This window comes from Methylophilales bacterium MBRSF5 (assembly GCA_001044335.1).
In the GTDB taxonomy this organism is placed as follows: domain Bacteria; phylum Pseudomonadota; class Gammaproteobacteria; order Burkholderiales; family Methylophilaceae; genus BACL14.
Window position 1 is genome coordinate 1,006,064 of record CP011001.1, and the last position, 22,826, is coordinate 1,028,889.

The window sequence follows — 22,826 nt, forward strand, 5'->3', positions numbered from 1 at the left end:
TAGTATCATATTATATATGGATTCACTTAAAAAATTGCTGAAAACTGATCAATTTAAAGAAATATCAATCAACAACGAAATTATAAAAGGAATTCGATTGAATCTCATAAAAATGATTGGAGATAAGCAATCAAAACTTACCATTCGAGACAACTCACTTTTTATAACATTTAGTAAAAATTCTTTTGCTAGTAAATTTAAAATAATTAAAAAAGAAGTATTGAAAGAGCTTAATCTGATTCAGAATAAAATTATATTCACAGATATTTATTCAAAAGTGGATCCATCAATTGTAAAAAGAGAAATAAAGTTAACTTCAAATAAAAAACTATCAAATAAAGCAGCTAAAATCTGGTCCAATCTCTCTAAAACCCTGGATGATTCTCCTCTAAAAGATTATTTTTCAAGCAAAAAATGATTGAAATACTAATACTTTGTTCAACTGGTATTGTGGTTGGTTTCTTAGCAGGATTGTTTGGTATCGGCGGTGGATTAATTATTGTCCCAATTGTTACTTTTTTGATGATTCATTTCAACGATTTACCCAGTGCGGATGCTTATGCTTATGGAATTGGATCCTCTATGCTATCGATCATTTTTACTGGATCCATGGCTACTATTTTTCATATTAAAAATAATAATTTTAATTTTTCTTACATATCTAATATAATTGGGTATTTATTTTTTGGATCTTTAATTGGTAGTTATATTATCTTCTTTGCAAATTTTTCTTTTCTAAAATATTTTTTTATATTTTATTGTTTTTTTTCTGCTCTTAAATTATTAAATCGAGCAAATCTAAATTTTTTATATTCTTTACCTTTAAAGCCCATTAGCTTTATTTTTGGAGCATTATCATCCATCGTAGGAATTGGTGGTGGCACCTTGTTTGTGCCTTACTTAGAAGCAAAAAAAATTGATATAAAGCTTGCTATATCAAGCAGCTCACTTCTCGGTGTTGTAATTGGCATCGGCACATTACTAGGTTTTGTTTCTCAGAAACTTATTTTAGAAACCACCCCTTTATTAAATTCTTTTTTTGACTATGGAAATATTTACATTAAATCTTTTATATTTTTAACTTTACCTAGCATCTTTACAATCTTCATCTCAACCAAACTCTTGGTTTCTTTGAATCAAAATATTATTAAAAAATTATTTGCATATCTTTTGATATGCATAGGTCTTATAAGTCTTTTTAACTTATGAGGAATAATGTCCAAATCACCTTAAATATGAGATAATTGCTTTTTTTTGAAATATGTAACTCAGGGAGGAAGTATGTCGGAAATCCAAATGGCATTAGCAGCTGCGGTAATTGCTGTTATATATGGTGCCTTAGTTTCAAAGTCTATTCTTAGCCTACCGGCAGGAAATAAGAAAATGCAAGATATTGCAAACGCCATCCAAAAAGGTGCGTCTGCATACTTGTCACGTCAATACAAAACAATCGCTATTGTTGGTATTGTTTTAACTATATTAATTGCCCAATTTATTGACCTTGATACAGCAATCGGTTTTGTTATTGGTGCTGTTTTATCAGGTGCTTGTGGTTTTATAGGAATGAATGTTTCAGTTCGTTCCAATGTAAGAACAGCTCAAGCGGCAACCAAAGGAATTGTTCCAGCTTTTGATGTGGCTTTTAAAGGTGGTGCAATCACAGGTATGCTGGTTGTTGGATTGGGTTTGTTAGGCGTTGCAGGTTTTTATTTATACCTCGGCGGTACTGAAGCTGAAAACCTTAATCCATTGATTGGTCTTGCGTTTGGCTCATCCTTGATCTCTATTTTTGCAAGACTAGGTGGCGGTATTTTTACTAAAGGTGCTGATGTTGGTGCTGACTTAGTTGGTAAAGTTGAAGCAGGAATTCCTGAAGACGACCCTAGAAATCCTGCAGTCATCGCAGACAATGTTGGTGACAATGTTGGTGATTGCGCAGGTATGGCTGCTGATTTATTTGAAACTTATGCAGTTACTATCATCGCTACTATGGTTTTAGGTGGTTTAATGATTACTGGCGATAGTGTTAATGGTGTTCTGTATCCACTATTGTTAGGTGCTGTTTCAATTATTGCATCTATCATTGGTTGTTTCTTTGTTAAAGCTAACAATAAGATGACAAATGTAATGCCTGCACTTTACAGAGGTTTAGCTATTGCGGGTCTTTTATCACTAATTGCTTTCTACTACGTTTCTGAGTATTTATTCCCATCTGGTATTGTTGTCGATGGTATTACTTACCCAGCATTAGGTTTGTTTGGCTCAGCTGCAATTGGATTAGTGTTAACTGCTGCATTAGTATTTATCACTGAATATTACACTGGTACAGAATATAAACCAGTTCAACATGTAGCTAAGGCTTCTGAAACTGGTCATGCTACAAACATTATTGCTGGTATTGGTATCTCAATGAAAGCCACTGCGCTTCCTGTGATATCTGTTTGTTTGGCAATCTTTCTTTCATACTCATTTGCGAACCTTTACGGCGTTGCTGTAGCAGCGACATCAATGTTAAGCATGGCGGGTATTATTGTGGCACTTGACGCTTACGGACCGATTACTGACAATGCAGGTGGTATTGCAGAAATGTCCGGTCTTCCACAAAAAGTGAGGGACATTACTGATCCACTTGATGCGGTTGGTAACACTACAAAAGCTGTAACTAAAGGTTATGCTATTGGCTCAGCTGGCCTAGCATCATTAGTTCTTTTTGCAGACTACACGCACAAACTTGATGTTTACGGAATCATTGCTACATTTGATCTTAGTGAGCCAAACGTAATCATTGGTCTAATCATCGGTGGTCTGATCCCATATCTTTTTGCAGCTATGGCGATGGAGGCTGTTGGAAGAGCGGCCGGTTCTGTAGTTGAAGAAGTTAGAAGACAGTTTAAAACAATCAAGGGAATTATGACTGGCAAAGGCCAACCTGATTACGCTAAAGCTGTTGATTTATTAACCTCATCTGCAATCAAAGAGATGGTTGTTCCATCATTACTACCTGTTGCTGTTCCTGTCATTGTTGGTTTATCACCACTAGGTGCTCAAGGCTTGGGTGGTTTACTGATGGGTACAATTGTTACTGGTCTTTTCGTGGCAATTTCAATGTGTACTGGCGGCGGTGCTTGGGATAATGCTAAAAAACATATTGAAGATGGACACCATGGCGGTAAAGGTTCTGAAGCTCACAAAGCTTCTGTAACAGGTGATACTGTTGGAGATCCATACAAAGATACAGCTGGTCCAGCAATCAACCCTCTAATTAAGATTATTAACATCGTTGCGCTTCTAATTGTGCCGTTGCTATAAGTTTTAATTATCAAAAAAAAGCCCATTTTTAAATGGGCTTTTTTTATAGGTGAACGTTTATCAATAAGAAAGTTACAAATAAAACCCACAATGATGTTAATACAATCAGTAACGATAAAATTTTAGATTCGATATAAATTAAACCTGCAGTAAATGAGCTAAACATTAATGTTGTCAAATTACCAAGAATAATCATACTGAGGATAGAAAAACCCAAAGTATAAATTGGATATAAAAAACAATTCAAAATAAGTATCAAAACAAGCAATGAACTAAATTGAGATTTTAAAGATTTAAAAACAATTGTTTGAAGAATCACTAAAAGTGTCCAGGTGAGTCCTATAAAATATCCTTTTGGGAAGAAACGATTATTTTCTAAAGCTATTTTTTGAGTTACGCCTTCAAACCCAAAATTTAAAATAATAAAGTTAGAGGTACATAAAATAATTAATGCAACTATCAATAATATTATTAATGACCTTTTTTTTAAAAAGCTGATCATTATTGATTTAATAAAAGATGTTGAACATGCTGATACTTTTGTTTTGTCATCTCGATGACATCACTTGGAAGAGATGGTGGTGGAGGTTGTTTGTTCCAATCTATTGACTCAAGCCAGTCTCTCAAGAATTGTTTATCAAAACTCTGGGGGGACGTGCCTATTTTATATAAATCTGCATCCCAAAATCTTGAGGAATCAGGTGTAAGAATTTCATCCATTAAAATTAAATCACCTTGATCATCTAATCCAAATTCAAATTTTGTATCTGCAATAATGATGCCCCGATGAAGAGCATAGTCTCTCGCAAAATTATATATTTCAATACTTTTGTCTTTTATATTTTTGGCTCTATCTTCCCCAATCACATTGGACATTTGATCAAATGAAATATTCTCATCGTGATCCCCTACGGCAGCTTTAGTTGACGGAGTAAAAATTGGTTCGGCGAGTTTTTCAGCTTGTTGTAAATTTTTTGGCAATGTAATTCCTGATACACTTCCACTTGATTGGTAATCTTTCCAACCACTTCCAATCAGATACCCTCTCACAATCGACTCGACAGGAAGAGGCTGCAATCTTTTCACAACAACAGATCTATCTTTAATAAGTGGTATTTCATGATCTTTGACAACGGATTCAGGTGCAATGTCAGTTAAATGATTCTTGATAATGGATTCTGTTTTGTGAAACCAGAAATTTGAAACCCGTGATAAGATCTTTCCTTTTGACTCAACAGCTTCATTCATAATGACATCAAAGGCTGAAATACGATCACTGGTCACCATTAAAAAATGCTCATCATCCACAACATAAGTATCTCTGACTTTGCCTTGATGAAATAATTGAAGACTCTGAATAGTTGTTGTCATATTCATTTGATTTATTGTTCTAGCATTTCAATAGCAGGCAATTTCTTTCCTTCAGCAAATTCAAGAAAAGCGCCACCGGCGGTTGAAATGTATGATATTTTTTTACAAACCTTATACTTTTCTATTGCGGCAATCGTATCCCCTCCGCCAGCTAATGAGAATGCCTCACAATCGGCGATTGAACAAGATAAGGCTTCAGTTCCTGAGCTAAACTGTTCAAACTCAAACACACCTAAAGGTCCATTCCACATGATTGTTGAGACTTTGGATAAATGATCTGTAATATTCTTCAAGGTTTTGGGGCCTAAATCAAAAATCATATCTTCAGATTCAACGTCATCAATTTTTTTTAATTCAGCATGTGCGTTGACATCAAATTCTTTTGCACAAATAACATCTTCAATGGTGGGGAAAAATATTTGTCTATTTTTAATCTCATCAAGAATAACTTTTGCCTCATCAACAAAATCATGTTCATACAATGACTTTCCAATATTGAATCCTTGGGCTGCTATAAAAGTATTAAGGATACCGCCACCTAAAATTAAACCATCAACACGATTAACAAGATTTTTTAAAACAGATAACTTTGTTGAAACTTTACTACCACCCACAATGGCTAGCATTGGTTTTTTTGGTTGATTAAATGTTTTCGTTAGAGCATCAACTTCATCATAAAAAAGCAATCCAGCACATTTTTCACCAATATATTTTCCAATACCATATGTGCTGGCTTCGGTTCGGTGTGCTGTTCCAAATGCATCCATGACAAACACGTCGGCTATAGAAGCATATTTTACTGATAACTCATCAGAACATTTTTTTTCACCAAGGTTAAACCTTACGTTTTCAAGAACATGAAGCATTCCAGGCTCAAAAGATTGACCTTTTTCAAAATCCCGATGAAGCATTATTTTAAGATTTAATTTTTCTTCAAGATAGTCGACTATAGGCTTAAGTGATAGAGAGTTATCAAAATTTCCCTCTTCAGGCCTTCCTAAATGTGAGGTCAGGATCACAACCTGAGCATTATCTAGTGCATATTGAATGGTCGGAATAGATGCATCAATTCTACTGGTGGAAGAGATTGTAGAACCATCAATTGGGACATTTAGATCTGCACGAATAAAGACCTTTTTATTTTGAAGATTTAAATGGCTAATGCTTCGAATAGACATTAATTTGCATTCATCATTGCCACTGCGGTATCCAACATGCGACAACTAAAGCCGTATTCGTTATCATACCAACCAAAGACTTTCACTAAACCACCCGATGAGGACACTTTTGTTAACAAAGAATCAAAGTATGATGATGCTGGAGTGTGATTATAATCAACTGATACAAGGGGAATATCAGAATAAACAAGAATATCTTTTAATTCATTATCAGCTGCATTTTTCACTAGTGCATTCACTTCTTCAGCCGTTACTTTTTCTTCAATATTTAAAGTGAGGTCAACCAAGGAAACATTGTTAGTTGGTACACGAATTGCCACCCCATCAAGCTTTCCTTTCAATTTAGGAATAACCAAACCCACAGCAGACGCTGCGCCAGTTTTCGTGGGTACCATAGATGAACTTGCTGTTCTTGCCCTGCGGATATCTTTGTGAATATTGTCCAACAAGGCCTGATCATTAGTGAATGAATGAATCGTATTCATTAACCCAGATTTAATTGTGTAGTTTTCATTTAACACATGAACAATTGGAGCTAATCCATTTGTGGTACATGATGCATTAGAGACAACTGTATGTGATGACTGAAGAGTTTCATGATTAACACCGTACACAATTGTGGCATCAACATCGGATTCTCCGGGAGCTGAAATCAAAACTTTTTTTGCGCCCTGATGAAGATGGACCATATTTAATTTTTTGCTTCTGAAAGCACCCGTACATTCTAAAACTACATCCACATCTAATTCACCCCATGGAAGTTCTTTAGGGTCTCGAGTGGCATAATATTTAATGGTATCGCCATTAATAGAAAATTCATGCTCACCCATAGAAATATCGCAATCAAATCGACCATGGGCTGAGTCATACTTTAATAAATGTAAATTTGATTCCATGGTGCCACGACTGCTTCCGTTAATCGCCACCACTTTTACATCGGATCTCTTTTCCTCATAAATTGCTCGTAGCACTAAACGACCAATTCTTCCAAAACCTGTAATTGCGACTCTCACTGTCATATTTCTAGCTCATCCTAAATTAAAATAAAAAAGGTATTCCTATAACCTAGGAATACCTTTTTGTGGATCGATCAAATTAAAGAACAGACTTAACTGTCTTAACCACATTCTCGACTGTGAAGCCAAAGTGTTCAAATAATTTACCGCCTGGCGCTGATTCACCGTAAGTATTAATGCCAACGGAAGCTCCATCTAGACCAACGTATTTTGTCCAGTAATCCGTCACACCAGCTTCAATAGAAACACGTTTTACTCCAGGAGTAAGAACAGAATCTTTATAAGCCTGATCTTGGCGATCAAATGCATGAGTACACGGCATTGAAACTACTCTTGATGCAATACCCTCAGCCTTTAAAGCCTCACATGATTTCATAGCGAGATCTAGCTCTGAACCTGTAGCAATTAGAATAACTTTGTAGTCATCACAATCACAAAGAACATAACCCCCTTTTTTAATACCCTCAAGTTGCTCATTTGTTCTTTCATTAAATCCAACACCTTGACGAGTTAGAATAAGGCTGGTTGGATTGCTTGTATTTGCCACAGCTTGAGTCCAAGCCACCGCTGTTTCTGTTGCATCACCTGGTCTCCACACTTCCATATTCGGAATAAATCTTAAGCCAGATGTTGTTTCAATAGGTTGGTGAGTTGGTCCATCTTCACCTTGGCCAATTGAATCGTGGGTCAATACATAGATAACTCTCTGCTTCATCAACGCTGACATTCTCATACCATTTCTCATATAGTCTGTGAACATGTGGAATGTTCCACCATAAGGTAAGATACCTCCATGCAGAGCCATACCATTCATAATGGCCGCCATACCAAATTCACGAACACCGTATGAAATGTAGTTACCTGGTTTCTTGCCGCTGACGTGTTCAAAACTTCCGCAGCTGGTTAAGTTTGACCCAGTCAAGTCAGCAGATCCTCCAACAAATTCAGGTAATGTTTCCGCAAGTTTAGTGATAACGTTTTGTGATGCTTTTCGTGTAGCTACTTTATCGCCAGCAGCATTTGTTTCTTTAATTAACGCATCCACTTTTTGCTGCCAATCGGCTGGTAATTCATTTGCCATACGGCGTTTGAATTCAGCAGCTAATTCTGGGAATTCTTTTTCATATGCTGCGAATTTATCATTCCATGCAGCCTCGCTTTGTTGACCTTTATCTTTTTGATTCCAACCATCATAAATATCTTGAGGTATCACAAATGGATCATGCTCCCAACCAAGCTCTTTTCTGGTAAGTGCAACTTCTTCTTCACCTAGTGCCGCTCCATGACAATCATGTGAACCTGATTTGTTAGGTGAACCTTTACCAATAATTGTTTTACAACAAATTAATGTCGGCTTGTCAGATACCGACTTAGCTTCTTGGATGGCTTTGTCAATTGCTTCAAAGTCATGACCGTCAACATCTCTGACTACATGCCAACCATATGACTCAAATCGACCCGCTGTGTCATCGGTATACCAACCCTCGATGTGACCATCAATTGAAATGCCATTATCATCCCAGAATGCAATTAATTTACCTAAACCCCAAGTTCCAGCAAGTGCACAAGTTTCATGAGAAACGCCTTCCATCAAACAACCATCGCCCATAAACACATAAGTGTAATGATCAACAATATCGTGACCCGGTTTATTGAATTGGTTGGCCAATAATTTCTCAGCCATTGCGAAACCAACAGCATTACTAATACCCTGACCGAGAGGCCCAGTGGTTGTTTCAACTCCAGGTGCATAGCCATATTCTGGGTGACCTGCACACTTAGAATGCAACTGTCGAAAGGATTGGATCTCACTCATTGGAAGGTCGTAACCTGTTAAGTGTAAGAGAGAATAAATTAACATTGAGCCATGACCGTTAGATAAAATAAATCTATCTCTGTTTGCCCAATCAGGATTATTAGGATTATGGTTCATGTGGTTATTCCAAAGAACTTCTCCTATTTCTGCCATGCCCATAGGAGCACCAGGGTGTCCTGAGTTTGCTTTTTGAACCGCATCCATGGATAAGGCACGGATCGCATTTGCTAATTCTTGTCTACTTGCCATTCTTTGTTTCTCCCTATGTTTTGGTGAATAATTTTCTTTATTCAAGCCTGATAAATGTACAACCTGTAATTTTATTTGTATTAGGTATTCGAACGTATAATTATTGCCTAAACAGCATTATTCTTCAAGGATTTGTTGCAGATTCTTTCCATTTTATAGAGCAACCAATACTTGGTATTTGATCAATAGGGCCCTTTTGTGACTGCGCAATCATTTTCATTGCGTTAAACAAATCTCTTTCATTGTTATCTGACAGCTCACCCCGTCCTGTTGAGTCAAAACGGCCTCGATACTGAAGCTCATAATTGTTATTAAAACCAAAAAAATCAGGTGTACAAATTGCATCGTAACTTTTTGCAACCGCCTGTGTTTCATCAAAACAATAATCAAATGGAAATTCATGCTCTTTGGCTAATTTTTGCATGTTTTCAAAAGAATCTTCTGGGTAATTGATTACATCATTTGATGATATTGCAACAGTATTAATTCCCAATGTCTTTAACTCTCTAGTATCATGAATCAATCTTGGTAAAATAGCTTTTACATATGGACAATGATTGCAGATGAACATCACCAATAAACCATTAGACCCCATTGCATCTTCTAGGCTTATCAATTCATTATTAGTTGATACTAATTTAAAAGTTTTTGCTTTCCAGCCAAAATTACAGACCGGTGTAGTTAGGCTCACCACTATGTATTCCCTGTTGAATTTTAAAGATGAATAGATTTTACCATCCAGACAGTATTTCAGCACATAGCGAAATCAATCTATCTGACGATGCCTCAAAACACCTGGTTAAGTCATTGCGATTAAAGCCATCAGACAGGATCATATTATTTAATGGTGATGGATATGATTATCATGGAGAGGTATCTGACATTGATAAAAAAAACGTCAAGATTGCTGTTAATGAAAAAAAACTCAACACTAGTGAAGCAGATATTGATATTAGCATCCTGCAATCAGTAACCTCTCGAGATAAACTTGACTTTATTTTTCAAAAAAATACAGAACTAGGAATAAAAAATTTCTATTTAATTAATACCGAAAGGGTAAACTTTAAAATTCCTCAAAGCAAAACAGCAAATAGAATTGAGCATCTGAAAAAAGTCATTATCTCTGCATGCGAGCAGAGCGGACGGTCAAAAATACCAACTGTTCATGAAATAATTCTTAGCTTAAATAAGTTAACAAATGAAGATGATCATTCATGTAAGTTAATTTTGAACCCCTACACAGATTACTCACTATCAAATTTAAGAAATAATGATTTAAAAAGTAAAAAAAGTTTTCAGATTTTAATTGGACCAGAAGGGGGCTTTTCAGAAGCTGAAATCAAAGTTGCAGAAAATGCTGGGTTCAAATCACTATCTTTAGGGAAAAGAGTATTGCGAACTGAGACCGCCTCCTTATCAATTGCAAGTGCGATATTAGCCTTAACCAATAATTTTGTATAAATTACATATATTTATATAAAAATAAATATAAATATTGTAAAATTTACAATATGAATCTTAAACAACTTAGAACTGATAGAAAGTTAACTATTGCCAACCTCAGTCAAATCCTTGATTTAGATCCTGGCAATCTTTCGAAAATAGAACAAGGAAAACTGAAACCTTCCTTGCCTGTTCTAATGAAATATTCAAATTACTTCAAAGTCTCCATTGATAATTTAGTGGGACAATCAAGTGTCGACTTCATATCAGCCTTTAGATCGGCTGCACCATATATTCATCATTATAGAAATAAGATTTTCGTTATTGCATTTGACGGTTTTGCCCTTGAGAGTATCTCTTTTGTTAATTTATGTACGGACATTAATCTACTTCATTCCTTAGGGATTAAAATCATCCTAATTCATGGCATCAGGCCTTTTATCGACTTAAGATTGGATAAAAATAATATTAAATCAAGATTTCATAAGCATCAAAGAATCACAACAGCAGAGATGATGCCTCATATTATTGAAGCTAATGGGTTGGTTAAGACAAAAATTGAGGCAGCTTTATCTTCCAACATTTACCACAATAATATTTTTAAAAGTGAGTTGAAAATTTCATCTGGCAATTTTCTTATGGCTAAACCTAGAGGAGTTATTGATGGAGTTGATATGGAACAGACGGGAGTTATTAGGGAGATTAATCATGAGGCAATCATTGAAAAACTTAACCACAATGAAATCGTGATCATGTCCCCAATTGGATACTCTCCTATTGGGGAAATCTTTAATTTATCCTTTGAATCATCGGCAAGCAAGATTGCTTCTTCCATTAAGGCTGAAAAATTAATTTATATCACTGAAAATAATGGGGTACAAAATATCAGAGGTGAATTTATATCTGAAATGACGAGCATCAAATTGAACAATTTGATATCCCATATCAAAGAATCAGAGCATCCAGAATTTATAGAAAAAAATACACTACCAATATTGGAGGGTGCGGCTCAAGGTTTAAGAGAGGGCTTAGCAAAGATTCATTTAGTCAATAGGCACATTAATGGTTCATTAATTATGGAATTATTCACTAACCAGGGACAAGGGACTGTCATTACAACAGAAAAAATAGAAAAATTTAGATCTGCCGACATACAAGACGCCAAAGTGATTGAAAAAATGATTAATCCTCTAATAAAGACTCAAATCATTGCAGATAGGAGTCTTGAAAAGATAGAGATGGAAATACAACATTTCCACATTTTAGAATTTGATAATAAGATACTTGGGTGTGCGCAAGTTAAACATTATGATGGAATTTCTGAAATTGCCTGTTTTGCAATAAATGAAAATTACCAAAACATGGGTTATGGGAAAAAACTTTTAGAATATTGTGAAAATGAGTGTAAAAAAGTGAATAACAAGACATTTATTATGACAACTCAATCCAGCCACTGGTTTATGGAAAATGATTTTAAACAAGGCAACATTAATGATTTGCCAGATGAGAAAAAAAGGGAATACTCCCTACAACGAAATTCAAAAATATTTTTAAAGGAATTGGAGCAATAATGGCACCCAACGACAAAGCAAAAATACTTAGTGAAGCATTACCTTACATAAAGCAATTTTTTGATAAAACCATTGTGATTAAGTTTGGTGGCAATGCAATGATAGATGAGCAACTAAAGAGCTCTTTTGCTATGGATGTAGTGTTATTGAAATTAGTGGGAATGAATCCAGTTGTTGTACATGGAGGTGGTCCACAGATCAATGAACACCTAGAGAAAATCGGCAAGAAGGGTGAATTTATTAACGGGGTCAGAGTGACTGATGAAGAGACCATGGATGTTGTGGAAATGATTTTAGGAGGTCAAATAAATAAAGAAATTGTTCATCAAATAAATATTCATGGTGGAAAAGCAGTAGGCCTTACCGGGCAAGATGGAAACTTCATTCATGCTTCAAAGCTTGATAAAGATAAAGATGGGAAAAAAATAGACCTTGGTTATGTGGGTAAAATTGAGTCCATCGATCCCAGCCTCATCGATTTTCTAGATACTGGTGACTTTATTCCTGTAATCGCTCCAATTGGAATTGGTTCAGATGGAAAAACATACAACATCAATGCAGATGTTGTTGCAGGCAAGTTAGCTGAAGTTCTCATGGCAGAAAAATTAATCCTTATGACTAACACCAAAGGTGTTCTTGATAACCAAAATCACCTGATTACAGGAATTAAGCCAAATGATATTGAAACATTGATTAAAGATGGCACATTAAGTGGTGGCATGTTGCCTAAAATAGAATCGGCTATGGATGCCGCAAAAGGCGGAGTCAATAGTGTACATATTATTGACGGCAGAGTTGAGCATGCATTGTTATTAGAAATTTTAACCAATCAAGGTGTAGGTACATTAATCAAAGGAAAAAACTAAAACTACTGTGGGCATTTGATCTTGATGACACGCTTCATCATGCCAGTCCACATATTTTTGAGTTTATCAATAGAGATATGACTCAATACATATCTGAAAATTTAAGTATTTCGCATGAAAAGGCGAATTGTTTAAGAATCGACTATTGGAAGAAGTATGGTTCAACATTGAGAGGATTAATGATCCATCATCAAATTGATCCCCATGATTTCTTACTTAAGACGCACAACTTAAAAGACATTGAAGAGAAAATAGAGCCTGTAAAAAATTTAAAGATGGTTTTAAAAAGTATTAATGACGATAAAATTATCCTCACAAACGCACCAACACATTATGCAAAATTCATTTTAAAAAAATTGGATATACATTATTTCTTCAAACAGATTATTTGTATTGAAGATAATTCATTCATACCTAAACCCGATATTCGTATTTTTAGAAAAATTAAACGAATGCCTTATCAAAAAATTATACTGATTGACGATTCACATGAGAATTTAAAAAGCGCCTACCATGTAGGACTGGAAACAGTTCATATTTCAAATGAAAGAATAAATAAAAACTATGCAAGTAAAAAGCTACATGGGCTTGGTGAATTACTCAAATTGAAAAGATTCTAAAAAATTAAGTCTCTGTTTATTGATATGTTCTGCAATGTCTTTCCCAGTTTGATTTGAAGGAATACTTATTGGTTTATTTTTGAAAAAATTTTCTAACTTATCGTGATAAGTCAATAAAGATATATTTAAGTCGTTTTGATCAATTAATAAATCTAATCTTATTAACTCCAATATTTTATCTAACTTATCGTCTTTACCAAAAAAACCGACTCTATTTAAAACAAACAATTGATCCACCGAGGAAAGATTTCTAAAATTAAGAAGATCTTTAATTAATTCTTTAAAAGTCTTGATTATATCGAGATCCTTTTTTGAAAAATTAACTGAATACTGTTTGCAGAATTTAAAGTTGAATTTCTCTTGAAAGAAAAGCCAGCACAGATTAAAGTTCTTAAAATAACGACCATGTTTGAAAAAGGATTGAAAACACTCTGATAATTTTCTTTTGTTATTGTTTTCAAAAATTTGATCAATAGCGCCAATATCTTCCAATGTCTTAAAAAAAATATATCCTTCTTTAAGTTGAAAGACTTTTTTAATCTCAATGATGATTCGATCATAGCTCAAATACTTCAATTCTCCCTCATTAATCATGGTTTTTAATAATGCCAAGGTCTCTTCTGCAATTTTAAAATCTGGTAATTTTGCTTTAAACCTCGCAAGTCGCAATATTCTTAAAGGATCTTCCTTGAATGCATCTGAAACATGACGGAGTATTTTTTTACTAATGTCATTAATACCATTGAATGGATCAATGTATTTATTCTGATCATCTTTTGCTATTGCATTGATTGTTAAGTCTCTTCGGACCAAATCTTCTTCTAACGAAATAGTTGGGCTGGTATAAAAAATAAAATCTTTATATCCAAATCCATTCTTTTTTTCTGTCCTAGCTAATGCATATTCCTCGTGAGTATCAGGATGTAAAAAAACGGGGAAACTTTTACCAACAGGTTTAAATTTTTTCTCAATCATCTCCTCCGGAGTTGACCCAACCACAACGTAATCTTTTTCCGTATAAGGCTGATTTAATATTTCGTCACGAACTGCCCCGCCTACTAAATAAATTTTCATAACTTGTTAATATGTGTCTCTAATTCATTTAATTCTGATAGAAACTCATAAGAGTGATTAATTTCACATACATTATCCACTTGCAATGATTTCAAATTATCTCTCGTAATAATTTTCCTAGGGCTTAATTCCAGCACTGCAACCAATATTTTGTCGAACACCTTAGGCAAACTAAGTAAAATACATCTTAATTTTTTTATTTTTTTAATGGCTTTTAAGATATCAATAAACGAATAAGTTTTCGGACCGCCTAATTCAAAAGTACGACTTTTAAAGGAATTGTTTTGTACTAAAGCAGTAATTATTAATACCAAGTCCTTGACTGATATTGGCTGAAATAAGGAATTAGGTGAAATAACTGCCATGATTGGACTGATTTTCATTACCTTAAAAAACATATTAATAAAATTATCATCTGCCCCAAAAATAATTGATGGCTTAAGAATAAAGGTTTTTAATTGGTGATTTTTTTGGGAAAGTTGTTTTTCCCCCATATGTTTTGACTCTAAATAATTACTTGCATTTGTTTCAGATTTTAAAGCACTCATATGAATAAATTTTTTAACTTTATTTTTAATGCACAGATTTTGAATTATTTTTGGATAGATTGTATGAATCGTTTTAAATAGATTTTTTTTATCCTCATGTAAAATTCCCATTAAATTTATGACAATTTCTGATCCCCTGATATATCTCTCAATCGCTGCGGAATTAAAAGAATTTATCTCGTGAAAACGAACATTAGGAAGTACTTTTAAGGGGTGGATGTTTTTTTTGTTTCTAGTGATGACATCAATTTGAAAATTTTTATAGTTTGCTAATTTGATTATCAGCTCAGAACCTATAAATCCAGAGCCTCCAAAAATTACTATCTTGCTCATGTCAAAGATGCGTTATTCTCATAAAAATATAAATAACAACGACAATTAAAAAAGCTGTTATCGTATATCTAGTAATTTTTTTAACTAACTCTAGATAATTTTTATTTTTTGTTACTACATATAAAACTAGCAAGACAATCAATAGTAATGCTAATAAAAAAGCAACTGTCCTAAAAATCATACTAGAGCTGCCTCATTTTGAATTAATTCGAGCTGTTCATTATGATTAATGATATTTTGATAAACTCTATCTGATTCTGTCAATGAAACTAAATCATAGGAATCTTTATCTTTCATCAGCAATCTCAACAGTTGGTTATTTATTTCATGGCCTGACTTGAATGCAGTAAACTTTCCAAGAAGTGCATGACCTGTTAAATATAAATCACCAAACGCATCAAGCACTTTGTGTCTGACAAACTCGTCTTCATACCTTAATCGGTCGTTATTTATGATTTTATACTCATCCATCACAATAGCATTATCCAAAGAACCACCTTTGGCTAACCCATTAGATCTTAAATATTCAACCTCCTGCATAAAACCAAAAGTTCTAGCACGCGCAATTTCATCCACATAGGAGTCGTTGTAATAATCAATAGTTATTGAATTATTTCGATCAGCAAATACAGGATGAGGAAAATCAATTGAAAAATCAATCTTAAAGCCATCATAGGGTTCCAACATTGCAAATTTACCGTCAATTTCATATTTAAGGGCTTTTTTAACCTTAATGAATTTCTTTTCTCTTTCTTGATTAATTGGTTCGCCAGATTGGATTAGATAAATAAATGGATTTGAGCTACCGTCTAAAATAGGTACTTCAATGCCAGATATTTCAATGATAATGTTGTCAATTGAATAAGCATATAAAGCTGACATGAGGTGCTCCACCGTCATTACCTTTGCTGATTCTTTTTCAAGTGTTGAACACAGCCTAGTATCAGACACCAAATATGGATCTACCTTAATCGTATTATTAGAATTTAAATCTTTTCTTACAAAGGTTATTCCGCTGTCAGGTTTTGCTGGCATAAGAGATAGAGTAACGGTGTCTCCAGAATGCAGGCCAACGCCTTGAATAGATACTTTTTTCGAAATTGTTTTTTGAAAAATCATTTATTTCTTCGTAAAAATGATGGGATGTCGTACTCGTCTTCAGAAACAGCTCCATTATCAACCAAACCAGACTCATCACCTCCATCAAAAAAAACATTTGAAAAATCAGACTCATTACTTGTAGGTTTTTCAATTACATTAGTAGCATTTGCATCATCAAATGATCGATCATGATCAATAGCTTCATCATCTGGTAAGGGTGGTTGGTCTTTTATTTCTGAAATATAGTTATCGTCAAGACCAGTCGCAACAATGGTCACTTTTATTTTATTCTCAAGTTCATCATCAATAACATTACCAACAATGACAGTAGCATCATTTGCAGTGATACTTTTAACTTCATTCATCACATCAATATATTCTTTCATTTTAAATGAACTGCTTGCTGAAATATTGACAAGAATTCCCTTCGCATTTTTTAACTCAATATTCTCTAGCAAAGGGCTGTTAATTGCTAACTGAGCTGCTTTCACAGCTCTATTATCTCCTTCAAACACACCTGAGCCTATGATTGCTGAACCCATTTCAGCCATCACTGTTTTCACATCAGAAAAATCAACATTGATTAATCCAGTGTGATTTATTATGTCGGAAATACCAGAGACAGAGTTATAAAGTACTTCATTAGCTGCTGAAAACGCATTAATAAAGGTAACATCGGCTCCTAGTACATTCATTAATTTTTCGTTAGGAATTACGATCAACGAGTCCACAAAGTTTCTTAGCTCTTTCAAACCTTCTTCAGCAATTTGATTTCTTTTGCCTTCAAAACTAAACGGTTTGGTAACAACAGCAACTGTCAAAATACCTAATTCTTTTGCAATTTCAGCAATCACTGGAGCTGCACCGGTTCCAGTGCCTCCGCCCATGCCGGCGGTTATAAAAAGCATATCTGCATCTTTAATTGCATCTTTTAATTTTTCTTTATCTTCAATTGCTGCTTGTTTTCCAGAGTCCGGCCTGGCCCCAGAACCCAGACCTTTTGTGAGATGCAACCCAATTTGCACAATGTTGTTTGCTTGGGATTTTTTTAAAGACTGTAAATCTGTATTCACAGAGATAAAATCCACTCCGTGAATATTTCTTTCAATCATGTAATCCACAGCATTATTACCACATCCACCAACGCCAACAACCTTAATCAGTGCCTCTTGTTTTTTATTATCAATAACTTCAAACATTATTTAAAAGTTTCCTTGAAACCATAATTTCATTTTTTCAAAAATTTGTACTAAAGAATTACCCTCAATTTTTCTTTTTTTATCATTATCAAAATCCATTTTACCCCTTTTTATAAGTCCAATTCCTGTCGCATATCTCGGATTTTCAATAATTTGTTTTAAGCCACTTATTCCCTGTGGATACCCTATTCTAACTGATTGATTAAAGTTTTTCTCGGCTACATCAGTAATATTATTCATGAGAGAAGATCCTCCTGTTATTACAATGCCAGATGCAATCTTATTATTTAATTTAGAGCGAATTAATTCATTACTAACAAGCTCAAAAAGTTCATTTACCCTCGGCTCAATAATCTCAGATAAATCTTTAATTGTTATTTTTTTCGGGGTTCGACCATCAACAAGAGGGACGTCAATCATTTCTTTAGGGCTGGCTTTTTCTGAATCACAGCAGCCATAATTAATTTTGATCTCTTCAGCCGATTGTTGTGGAGTTCTGAAAGCAACCGATATATCGTTAGTTATTTGATCTCCAGCTATGGGGATAACGGCGGTATGTTTAACAGATCCATCCTTGTACACAATAATATCTGTAGTACCGCCGCCAATATCAATCAAACATACGCCCAATTCTTTTTCATCGTTAGTTAAAACTGCATCGGCTGATGCCAGGGGCTGAAGAATCAATTCCATTACATCCAAACCAGATCTTTTAATACATTTCACAATATTTTGAGCTGCTGCGATTGCACCAGAAACAATATGGACTTTCACTTCAAGCCTCATGCCACTCATTCCTCGCGGCTCTCTGATGTCATATTGATCATCAATGATATATTCCTGTACTAGTGTATGAAGGACCTGCTGATCGGGGGGAAGTGTAATTGCTTGAGCTGTTTCTATTACCCTTTCTACATCAGAATTATCAACTTCAAGATCACGTATTTTAACCATGCCAGTTGAATTAATGCTTCTAATATGACTTCCTGCAATTCCTGTGTAGACCTCTTTAATCTTACAATCAGCCATGAGCTCTGCTTCTTCAAGAGATCTTTGAATGGCTTGCATTGTTGATTCAATATTTACCACCACTCCTTTTTTTAAACCTCGTGAAACATGCTGGCCAATACCAAGAATTTGTATTTCTCCATCATTTTTAATTTCGGAAACAATGGTTACTATTTTTGATGTTCCGATATCAAGACCTACAATTAAATTTTTTTCTTCTTTTTGTTTGATCATAATTTATGGTTAATTTTTTTTATTGTATCTGAAGATACAGCAAAACCATCTCTGTATCTAAGGTCCACACTAGTTATACGTTTATTCATACTCTTAAGAACAATCTGAAAATTATCAACAAATCTTTTTAAAACCTCAGCGGATTTATCATCATTTAATTTAATTATCATGCCGTCAGAAGTGTTAATTACCCAGTCATCTTTTCTGGTGTATGTAATTTTGTGAATTTTAATAAATTCAGTATGTAAAATTTCATTAAAAATAAAAAATTTAGATGTTATGTAGGGTAATTTCTCTTTTGGCCCATATATTATTGGTAAATAATCCTCATAGGCTGCTCCAAAAAATTCGCCCTCCTCATTTATCAAGCCCTGCATTCCATAGCGAGCTATAGGTTGGTGTTGCATTATTAGCATTGTAATTCTATTTGGCCATTTTCGATATATGTCCACATCCTTTATCCATGGAAGCTTTTTCATCCCCTCCCTTAATTTATGAATATTTAATGAAAAAAAGTTTCCTTCCAGGTAATTATTAGCGACCATTTGAACCTGCTCTCTTTCTATGTATTTATATTCGCCACTGAGGACAATCTCATCGATAGGGAACCATTTGTCAAATGTGAATGGTGTTGCTAATTTTACAACTAAAATTAGAATGCCAATTAAACAAAGTCTGAAAAGAAACTTATATAGTATTTTTTCCAATGTATTATTCGATTAAATCAACTATTTGTTGGACTGTTTCCTCAAAATTTAATCCTGCATTTCTAGCGGCCAAAGGAAACAAACTATGGTCAGTCATTCCAGGAACAGTATTCACCTCTATCAGATATAAATTAAATTTCTTGTCCATCATGAAATCTACCCTTCCCCAGCCACTACACCCAATTGATGTAAATGCGGATAAAGCAATATTTTCCATTTTTTCTAATACTTCTGGATTTAGATCTGCTGGTTTAGAAAATATAGTTTCATTTGAAACATATTTTGCATTGTAATCATAGAATTCGTTCTTAGGAGTAATCTCTAAAACACCTAGTGATTTATTACCTAAAATTGATACCGTAAATTCTCTACCTTCGATAAATTCTTCGGCTATGACTGTTGGGTCATATTTGGATGCATCAGTAAAAGCTAAAATTAAATCATCCTTATTTTTTACTAAATTAATTCCAAAAGATGAACCTGAAGATGATGGTTTAACAATGAATGGATCCCTCAGATGTGTAATTATATTTTTATAATCTAGATTGGTTTTATTTAGTATGAGAAATTTCGGAGTTATTAATGCATGGTCATTCCAAACTAACTTTGAGTAGAACTTGTTCATAGCAAGCATTGATGCTGTTGATGCCGATCCAGTGAAGGGAACTTTTAATAACTCAAGTAAAGATTGTATTTTTCCATCTTCTCCATTTTTACCATGCAGGCAAATAAAAGCAGCATCATAATTAACTAATGCACATAGATCTGTATTTATAGGATCAATTAAAGATACTTCATAATTTAAATTTTTTAGGGCTTGGTATACAGCCAATCCACTTTTAATCGAAATATCTCTCTCTTCTGAATCACCCCCACTCAATAATGCAATTTTTTTAATCAATATTTTCTCCAATAATCTTTACTTCTAATTGCAAACGAATTTTTTTTAATTCCTCTACTTTTTCTTGGGCAAGATAAATTAATTGCTCTATATCTTTTGCAGTGGCCTCTCCAATATTTTCAATAAAGTTTGCATGTTTATTGGATATTCTTGCATCTCCAATTTGGTAACCTTTTAATCCCACTTCTTCAATTAATTTAGCAGCAAAATTTTTTTCTGGATTCCTGAATGTTGAGCCAGCAGTTGGCCAATTTAGTGGCTGACTGCTCCTTCTTAATTTAAGTAAATCATCAATTTTATGCTCTTCGTTTTCATCATCATTTTCTTTTGATGGGAAATCAAACCATGCACCAATAAATATTTCATCTTCTTTCTTTTTTACACTTCTATATCCAATTTCGAAAGATTGTTTATCTTTTATATGAATGTCACCTTCATGATTCATAATTTTTACCTTGGAAACAAACTGCCAAATTTCACCACCATAGCAACCGGCATTCATCGCAAGTGCGCCGCCCACAGACCCGGGAATTCCAGCCAGAAATGCACAATTTTTTTTGTTATTTTTTGCTGAGAATCTTGCCAATGATGAGCATGAGATCCCGCATTCTGCAAAGATCAAATGTTGATCTATAAAAATACTTTTCAATCCTCGAGATAAATTTATTACGGTCCCTTTTATTCCACCATCACGAATAAGCAAGTTAGAACCAACACCGATGACTGTGATAGGTTTTTTAACTTTATTTATTGAAAATATTTTTTGTAACGCCTCCTCAGAGCTTACTTCAATATAATTTTCAGCAAGACCTCCTACACGCCATGAATTATATTTTTTCATAGACACATCGCTATAAATTACATCTTTATCCATCCATGTCACCCAAGAGTTGATGTTTTGCCCAATTTCCAACCGAACCAGCACCCATTACTAATAGAATTTCATCATCCTTAATCTTATCCTCAATCAATAATCGGGCTTTAGCCATATCATCAAGCACATACTTCTCATTTTTAATATTTTTTATTAATTCGTTGCTGCTTATTCCTTCAATTGCTTGCTCTCCTGCCGCATATATTTCAAATAAAAATAATCTGTCCACCGTTGCTAAAATTTGAACAAACTGTTCGAACAAATCTTTAGTTCTAGAATATCTGTGAGGTTGAAAAACTAAATTTATTTTTTTCCCAGGGAATCCTTTCTTAATAGAATCTAAGACAGCTTTTATTTCTGTTGGATGATGACCGTAATCATCTATCAAGTTAATATTTTTTTCTCCTAATTTAAATTGTTCATATAAATCAAATCGCCTAGAAACCCCTTTAAATTTTTTTAGAGCTTTACTAATAACTAAAGGTTTTATGTTGAGGGATAAGGCTATGGCAATGGCACCTAATGTATTTAAAATGTAATGCCTACCAGGCATATCAATTTCAACTGAAAATGATCTCATTTTTTTTGAAATTGAATTTACTCTAAATGAAGATTTATTTTTTTTTATTACAACCCTATCAGGATAATAGTCAGCTTTTTTTGAAAATCCATAAGTAATGATTGGTCTAGCAATTAGTTTTTGTATTGATTTGATATTTTTGTCATCAATGCACAAAAAAACTTCATTATAAAAAGGTATTTGATGGATAAAATCAACAAATGTTTGCTTCAGTCTTTCTTCATCATGACCATATGTTTCCATATGATCATTATCAATATTTGTCACCAACACATTACTTGGATTTAAATGTAAAAATGATGCGTCCGACTCATCTGCTTCTACAATCATATATTTACTTTTACCAAGTCTTGCGCTTTGTCTGAGCGAATTAATTCTGCCGCCAATCACATAGGTTGGATCTAATCCAGCATCATTCATAATTGTAGCAAGAATGCTTGTGGTCGATGTTTTTCCATGAGTTCCAGCGATGGCAATACCCTCTTTAAAACGCATCAACTCTGAAAGCATTTCTGCCCTCGGAATTATGGGAATATTTTGTTTTTTAGCTGCAACTATTTCAGGGTTATTTTTTGGTATCGCTGTCGATGTAACAACCACATCCGCTTTTTGAATATTTTTGTCTTCATGTTTTGAAAAAATTGGAATCCCTCTTTTTCTTAAATGCTCAATTACCGAGGATTGATTAGGATCTGATCCAGAAACAACAAAATTCATATTGTGCATAATTTCAGCGATACCTGACATACCTGAACCACCAATACCAACAAAATGAATATATTTGATTTTATTTTCCATATTATTTTATTTTATTGTAAATTTCTTCCA

21 protein-coding genes and 2 pseudogenes are annotated in these 22,826 nt (G+C 34.0%); 7 read left to right on the top strand and 16 right to left on the bottom strand.

Going from position 1 to position 22,826, the window contains the following annotated elements; genetic code table 11:
• Nucleotides 1–16 precede the first annotated feature (16 nt).
• The 3 genes from UZ34_05440 to hppA all read left to right on the top strand — a co-directional run bounded on the left by UZ34_05440 (nt 17) and on the right by hppA (nt 3,309).
• Entirely contained in the window at nt 17–418 is a 402-nt protein-coding gene (locus UZ34_05440) for a hypothetical protein (GenBank protein AKO64802.1), read from the top strand.
• A complete protein-coding gene (locus tag UZ34_05445; protein AKO64803.1) occupies nt 415–1,209 on the top strand; it encodes a hypothetical protein in 795 nt (264 codons plus the stop codon). The genes UZ34_05440 and UZ34_05445 overlap by 4 nt, the downstream gene beginning before the upstream one ends.
• Before the next feature lie 72 nt (nt 1,210–1,281).
• Nucleotides 1,282–3,309 carry a pyrophosphatase gene (gene hppA, locus UZ34_05450; protein AKO64804.1) on the top strand — a complete coding sequence of 676 codons (2,028 nt, stop codon included), beginning with the start codon at nt 1,282–1,284 and terminating at the stop codon, nt 3,307–3,309.
• Nucleotides 3,310–3,352: 43 nt separating this feature from the next.
• On the opposite strand, the gene UZ34_05455 is transcribed toward hppA, so the two are convergent.
• The 6 genes from UZ34_05455 to UZ34_05480 form a co-directional block, all read right to left on the bottom strand.
• On the bottom strand, nt 3,353–3,811 hold the full coding sequence (locus tag UZ34_05455; GenBank protein ID AKO64805.1) for a hypothetical protein: 459 nt from the start codon (nt 3,809–3,811) through the stop codon (nt 3,353–3,355).
• Nucleotides 3,811–4,680: a phosphoribosylaminoimidazole-succinocarboxamide synthase gene (locus UZ34_05460; protein AKO65178.1), complete on the bottom strand. Its 870-nt coding sequence runs from the start codon at nt 4,678–4,680 to the stop codon at nt 3,811–3,813. The genes UZ34_05455 and UZ34_05460 overlap by 1 nt, the downstream gene beginning before the upstream one ends.
• Nucleotides 4,681–4,691: 11 nt before the next feature.
• Complete coding sequence (locus UZ34_05465; protein ID AKO64806.1) at nt 4,692–5,858, bottom strand: phosphoglycerate kinase; 1,167 nt, start codon at nt 5,856–5,858, stop codon at nt 4,692–4,694.
• Nucleotides 5,858–6,877, bottom strand: a complete 1,020-nt coding sequence (gene gapA / locus UZ34_05470; protein ID AKO64807.1) for a glyceraldehyde-3-phosphate dehydrogenase — start codon at nt 6,875–6,877, stop codon at nt 5,858–5,860. Before gapA ends, UZ34_05465 begins: the two co-directional genes overlap by 1 nt.
• A gap of 76 nt (nt 6,878–6,953) precedes the next feature.
• Nucleotides 6,954–8,939: a transketolase gene (locus UZ34_05475; GenBank protein ID AKO64808.1), complete on the bottom strand. Its 1,986-nt coding sequence runs from the start codon at nt 8,937–8,939 to the stop codon at nt 6,954–6,956.
• Between the two features lie 124 nt (nt 8,940–9,063).
• A complete protein-coding gene (locus UZ34_05480; protein AKO65179.1) occupies nt 9,064–9,630 on the bottom strand; it encodes an alkyl hydroperoxide reductase in 567 nt (188 codons plus the stop codon).
• Nucleotides 9,631–9,659: 29 nt separating this feature from the next.
• On the opposite strand from UZ34_05480, the gene UZ34_05485 reads away from it, so the two are divergent.
• The 4 genes and pseudogenes from UZ34_05485 to UZ34_05500 all read left to right on the top strand — a co-directional run bounded on the left by UZ34_05485 (nt 9,660) and on the right by UZ34_05500 (nt 13,361).
• The gene (locus tag UZ34_05485; protein AKO64809.1) at nt 9,660–10,400 is read left to right on the top strand and encodes a hypothetical protein; all 741 of its coding nucleotides are present in this window, start codon (nt 9,660–9,662) and stop codon (nt 10,398–10,400) included.
• A 209-nt stretch (nt 10,401–10,609) separates the two neighbouring features.
• Nucleotides 10,610–11,953, top strand: a complete 1,344-nt coding sequence (locus tag UZ34_05490; protein ID AKO65180.1) for a hypothetical protein — start codon at nt 10,610–10,612, stop codon at nt 11,951–11,953.
• On the top strand, nt 11,953–12,819 hold the full coding sequence (locus UZ34_05495; GenBank protein ID AKO64810.1) for an acetylglutamate kinase: 867 nt from the start codon (nt 11,953–11,955) through the stop codon (nt 12,817–12,819). The genes UZ34_05490 and UZ34_05495 overlap by 1 nt, the downstream gene beginning before the upstream one ends.
• A 5-nt stretch (nt 12,820–12,824) precedes the next feature.
• Nucleotides 12,825–13,361 (top strand): annotated as a pseudogene (locus tag UZ34_05500) (hypothetical protein).
• Nucleotides 13,362–13,898: 537 nt separating this feature from the next.
• On the opposite strand, the pseudogene UZ34_05505 reads toward UZ34_05500, so the two are convergent.
• The 10 genes and pseudogenes from UZ34_05505 to murC form a co-directional block, all read right to left on the bottom strand.
• Nucleotides 13,899–14,513: pseudogene (locus UZ34_05505) on the bottom strand (hypothetical protein).
• Nucleotides 14,510–15,394, bottom strand: coding sequence for a hypothetical protein (locus UZ34_05510; protein AKO64811.1), 885 nt, complete (start codon nt 15,392–15,394; stop codon nt 14,510–14,512). The pseudogene UZ34_05505 and the gene UZ34_05510 overlap by 4 nt, the downstream one beginning before the upstream one ends.
• A 1-nt stretch (nt 15,395) precedes the next feature.
• Nucleotides 15,396–15,575 carry a hypothetical protein gene (locus UZ34_05515; GenBank protein AKO64812.1) on the bottom strand — a complete coding sequence of 60 codons (180 nt, stop codon included), beginning with the start codon at nt 15,573–15,575 and terminating at the stop codon, nt 15,396–15,398.
• Nucleotides 15,572–16,513 (bottom strand): UDP-3-O-(3-hydroxymyristoyl) glucosamine N-acyltransferase, encoded by a 942-nt coding sequence (locus UZ34_05520; protein ID AKO64813.1) that lies wholly within the window; start codon nt 16,511–16,513, stop codon nt 15,572–15,574. The genes UZ34_05515 and UZ34_05520 overlap by 4 nt, the downstream gene beginning before the upstream one ends.
• The gene (locus UZ34_05525; GenBank protein AKO64814.1) at nt 16,510–17,694 is read right to left on the bottom strand and encodes a cell division protein FtsZ; all 1,185 of its coding nucleotides are present in this window, start codon (nt 17,692–17,694) and stop codon (nt 16,510–16,512) included. Before UZ34_05525 ends, UZ34_05520 begins: the two co-directional genes overlap by 4 nt.
• A gap of 3 nt (nt 17,695–17,697) precedes the next feature.
• Nucleotides 17,698–18,936 (bottom strand): cell division protein FtsA, encoded by a 1,239-nt coding sequence (locus UZ34_05530; GenBank protein AKO64815.1) that lies wholly within the window; start codon nt 18,934–18,936, stop codon nt 17,698–17,700.
• Nucleotides 18,933–19,643 carry a hypothetical protein gene (locus tag UZ34_05535; protein AKO64816.1) on the bottom strand — a complete coding sequence of 237 codons (711 nt, stop codon included), beginning with the start codon at nt 19,641–19,643 and terminating at the stop codon, nt 18,933–18,935. Before UZ34_05535 ends, UZ34_05530 begins: the two co-directional genes overlap by 4 nt.
• Before the next feature lie 4 nt (nt 19,644–19,647).
• A complete protein-coding gene (locus tag UZ34_05540) occupies nt 19,648–20,556 on the bottom strand; it encodes a hypothetical protein (GenBank protein AKO64817.1) in 909 nt (302 codons plus the stop codon).
• Nucleotides 20,537–21,418: a hypothetical protein gene (locus UZ34_05545; protein ID AKO64818.1), complete on the bottom strand. Its 882-nt coding sequence runs from the start codon at nt 21,416–21,418 to the stop codon at nt 20,537–20,539. The genes UZ34_05540 and UZ34_05545 overlap by 20 nt, the downstream gene beginning before the upstream one ends.
• The gene (gene murC / locus UZ34_05550) at nt 21,411–22,796 is read right to left on the bottom strand and encodes a UDP-N-acetylmuramate--alanine ligase (protein ID AKO64819.1); all 1,386 of its coding nucleotides are present in this window, start codon (nt 22,794–22,796) and stop codon (nt 21,411–21,413) included. The genes UZ34_05545 and murC overlap by 8 nt, the downstream gene beginning before the upstream one ends.
• Nucleotides 22,797–22,826: the final 30 nt, after the last annotated feature.

What these genes read in the sequence shown, in the direction of transcription:
- UZ34_05440 (AKO64802.1), top strand. Translation starts at nt 17, where the DNA reads ATGGATTCACTTAAAAAATTGCTGAAAACTGATCAATTTAAAGAAATA.
- UZ34_05445 (AKO64803.1), top strand. Translation starts at nt 415, where the DNA reads ATGATTGAAATACTAATACTTTGTTCAACTGGTATTGTGGTTGGTTTC.
- hppA (AKO64804.1), top strand. Translation starts at nt 1,282, where the DNA reads ATGTCGGAAATCCAAATGGCATTAGCAGCTGCGGTAATTGCTGTTATA.
- UZ34_05455 (AKO64805.1), bottom strand. Translation starts at nt 3,811, where the DNA reads ATGATCAGCTTTTTAAAAAAAAGGTCATTAATAATATTATTGATAGTT.
- UZ34_05460 (AKO65178.1), bottom strand. Translation starts at nt 4,680, where the DNA reads ATGACAACAACTATTCAGAGTCTTCAATTATTTCATCAAGGCAAAGTC.
- UZ34_05465 (AKO64806.1), bottom strand. Translation starts at nt 5,858, where the DNA reads ATGTCTATTCGAAGCATTAGCCATTTAAATCTTCAAAATAAAAAGGTC.
- gapA (AKO64807.1), bottom strand. Translation starts at nt 6,877, where the DNA reads ATGACAGTGAGAGTCGCAATTACAGGTTTTGGAAGAATTGGTCGTTTA.
- UZ34_05475 (AKO64808.1), bottom strand. Translation starts at nt 8,939, where the DNA reads ATGGCAAGTAGACAAGAATTAGCAAATGCGATCCGTGCCTTATCCATG.
- UZ34_05485 (AKO64809.1), top strand. Translation starts at nt 9,660, where the DNA reads ATGAATAGATTTTACCATCCAGACAGTATTTCAGCACATAGCGAAATC.
- UZ34_05495 (AKO64810.1), top strand. Translation starts at nt 11,953, where the DNA reads ATGGCACCCAACGACAAAGCAAAAATACTTAGTGAAGCATTACCTTAC.
- UZ34_05510 (AKO64811.1), bottom strand. Translation starts at nt 15,394, where the DNA reads ATGAGCAAGATAGTAATTTTTGGAGGCTCTGGATTTATAGGTTCTGAG.
- UZ34_05515 (AKO64812.1), bottom strand. Translation starts at nt 15,575, where the DNA reads ATGATTTTTAGGACAGTTGCTTTTTTATTAGCATTACTATTGATTGTC.
- UZ34_05520 (AKO64813.1), bottom strand. Translation starts at nt 16,513, where the DNA reads ATGATTTTTCAAAAAACAATTTCGAAAAAAGTATCTATTCAAGGCGTT.
- UZ34_05525 (AKO64814.1), bottom strand. Translation starts at nt 17,694, where the DNA reads ATGTTTGAAGTTATTGATAATAAAAAACAAGAGGCACTGATTAAGGTT.
- UZ34_05530 (AKO64815.1), bottom strand. Translation starts at nt 18,936, where the DNA reads ATGATCAAACAAAAAGAAGAAAAAAATTTAATTGTAGGTCTTGATATC.
- UZ34_05545 (AKO64818.1), bottom strand. Translation starts at nt 21,418, where the DNA reads ATGGATAAAGATGTAATTTATAGCGATGTGTCTATGAAAAAATATAAT.
- murC (AKO64819.1), bottom strand. Translation starts at nt 22,796, where the DNA reads ATGGAAAATAAAATCAAATATATTCATTTTGTTGGTATTGGTGGTTCA.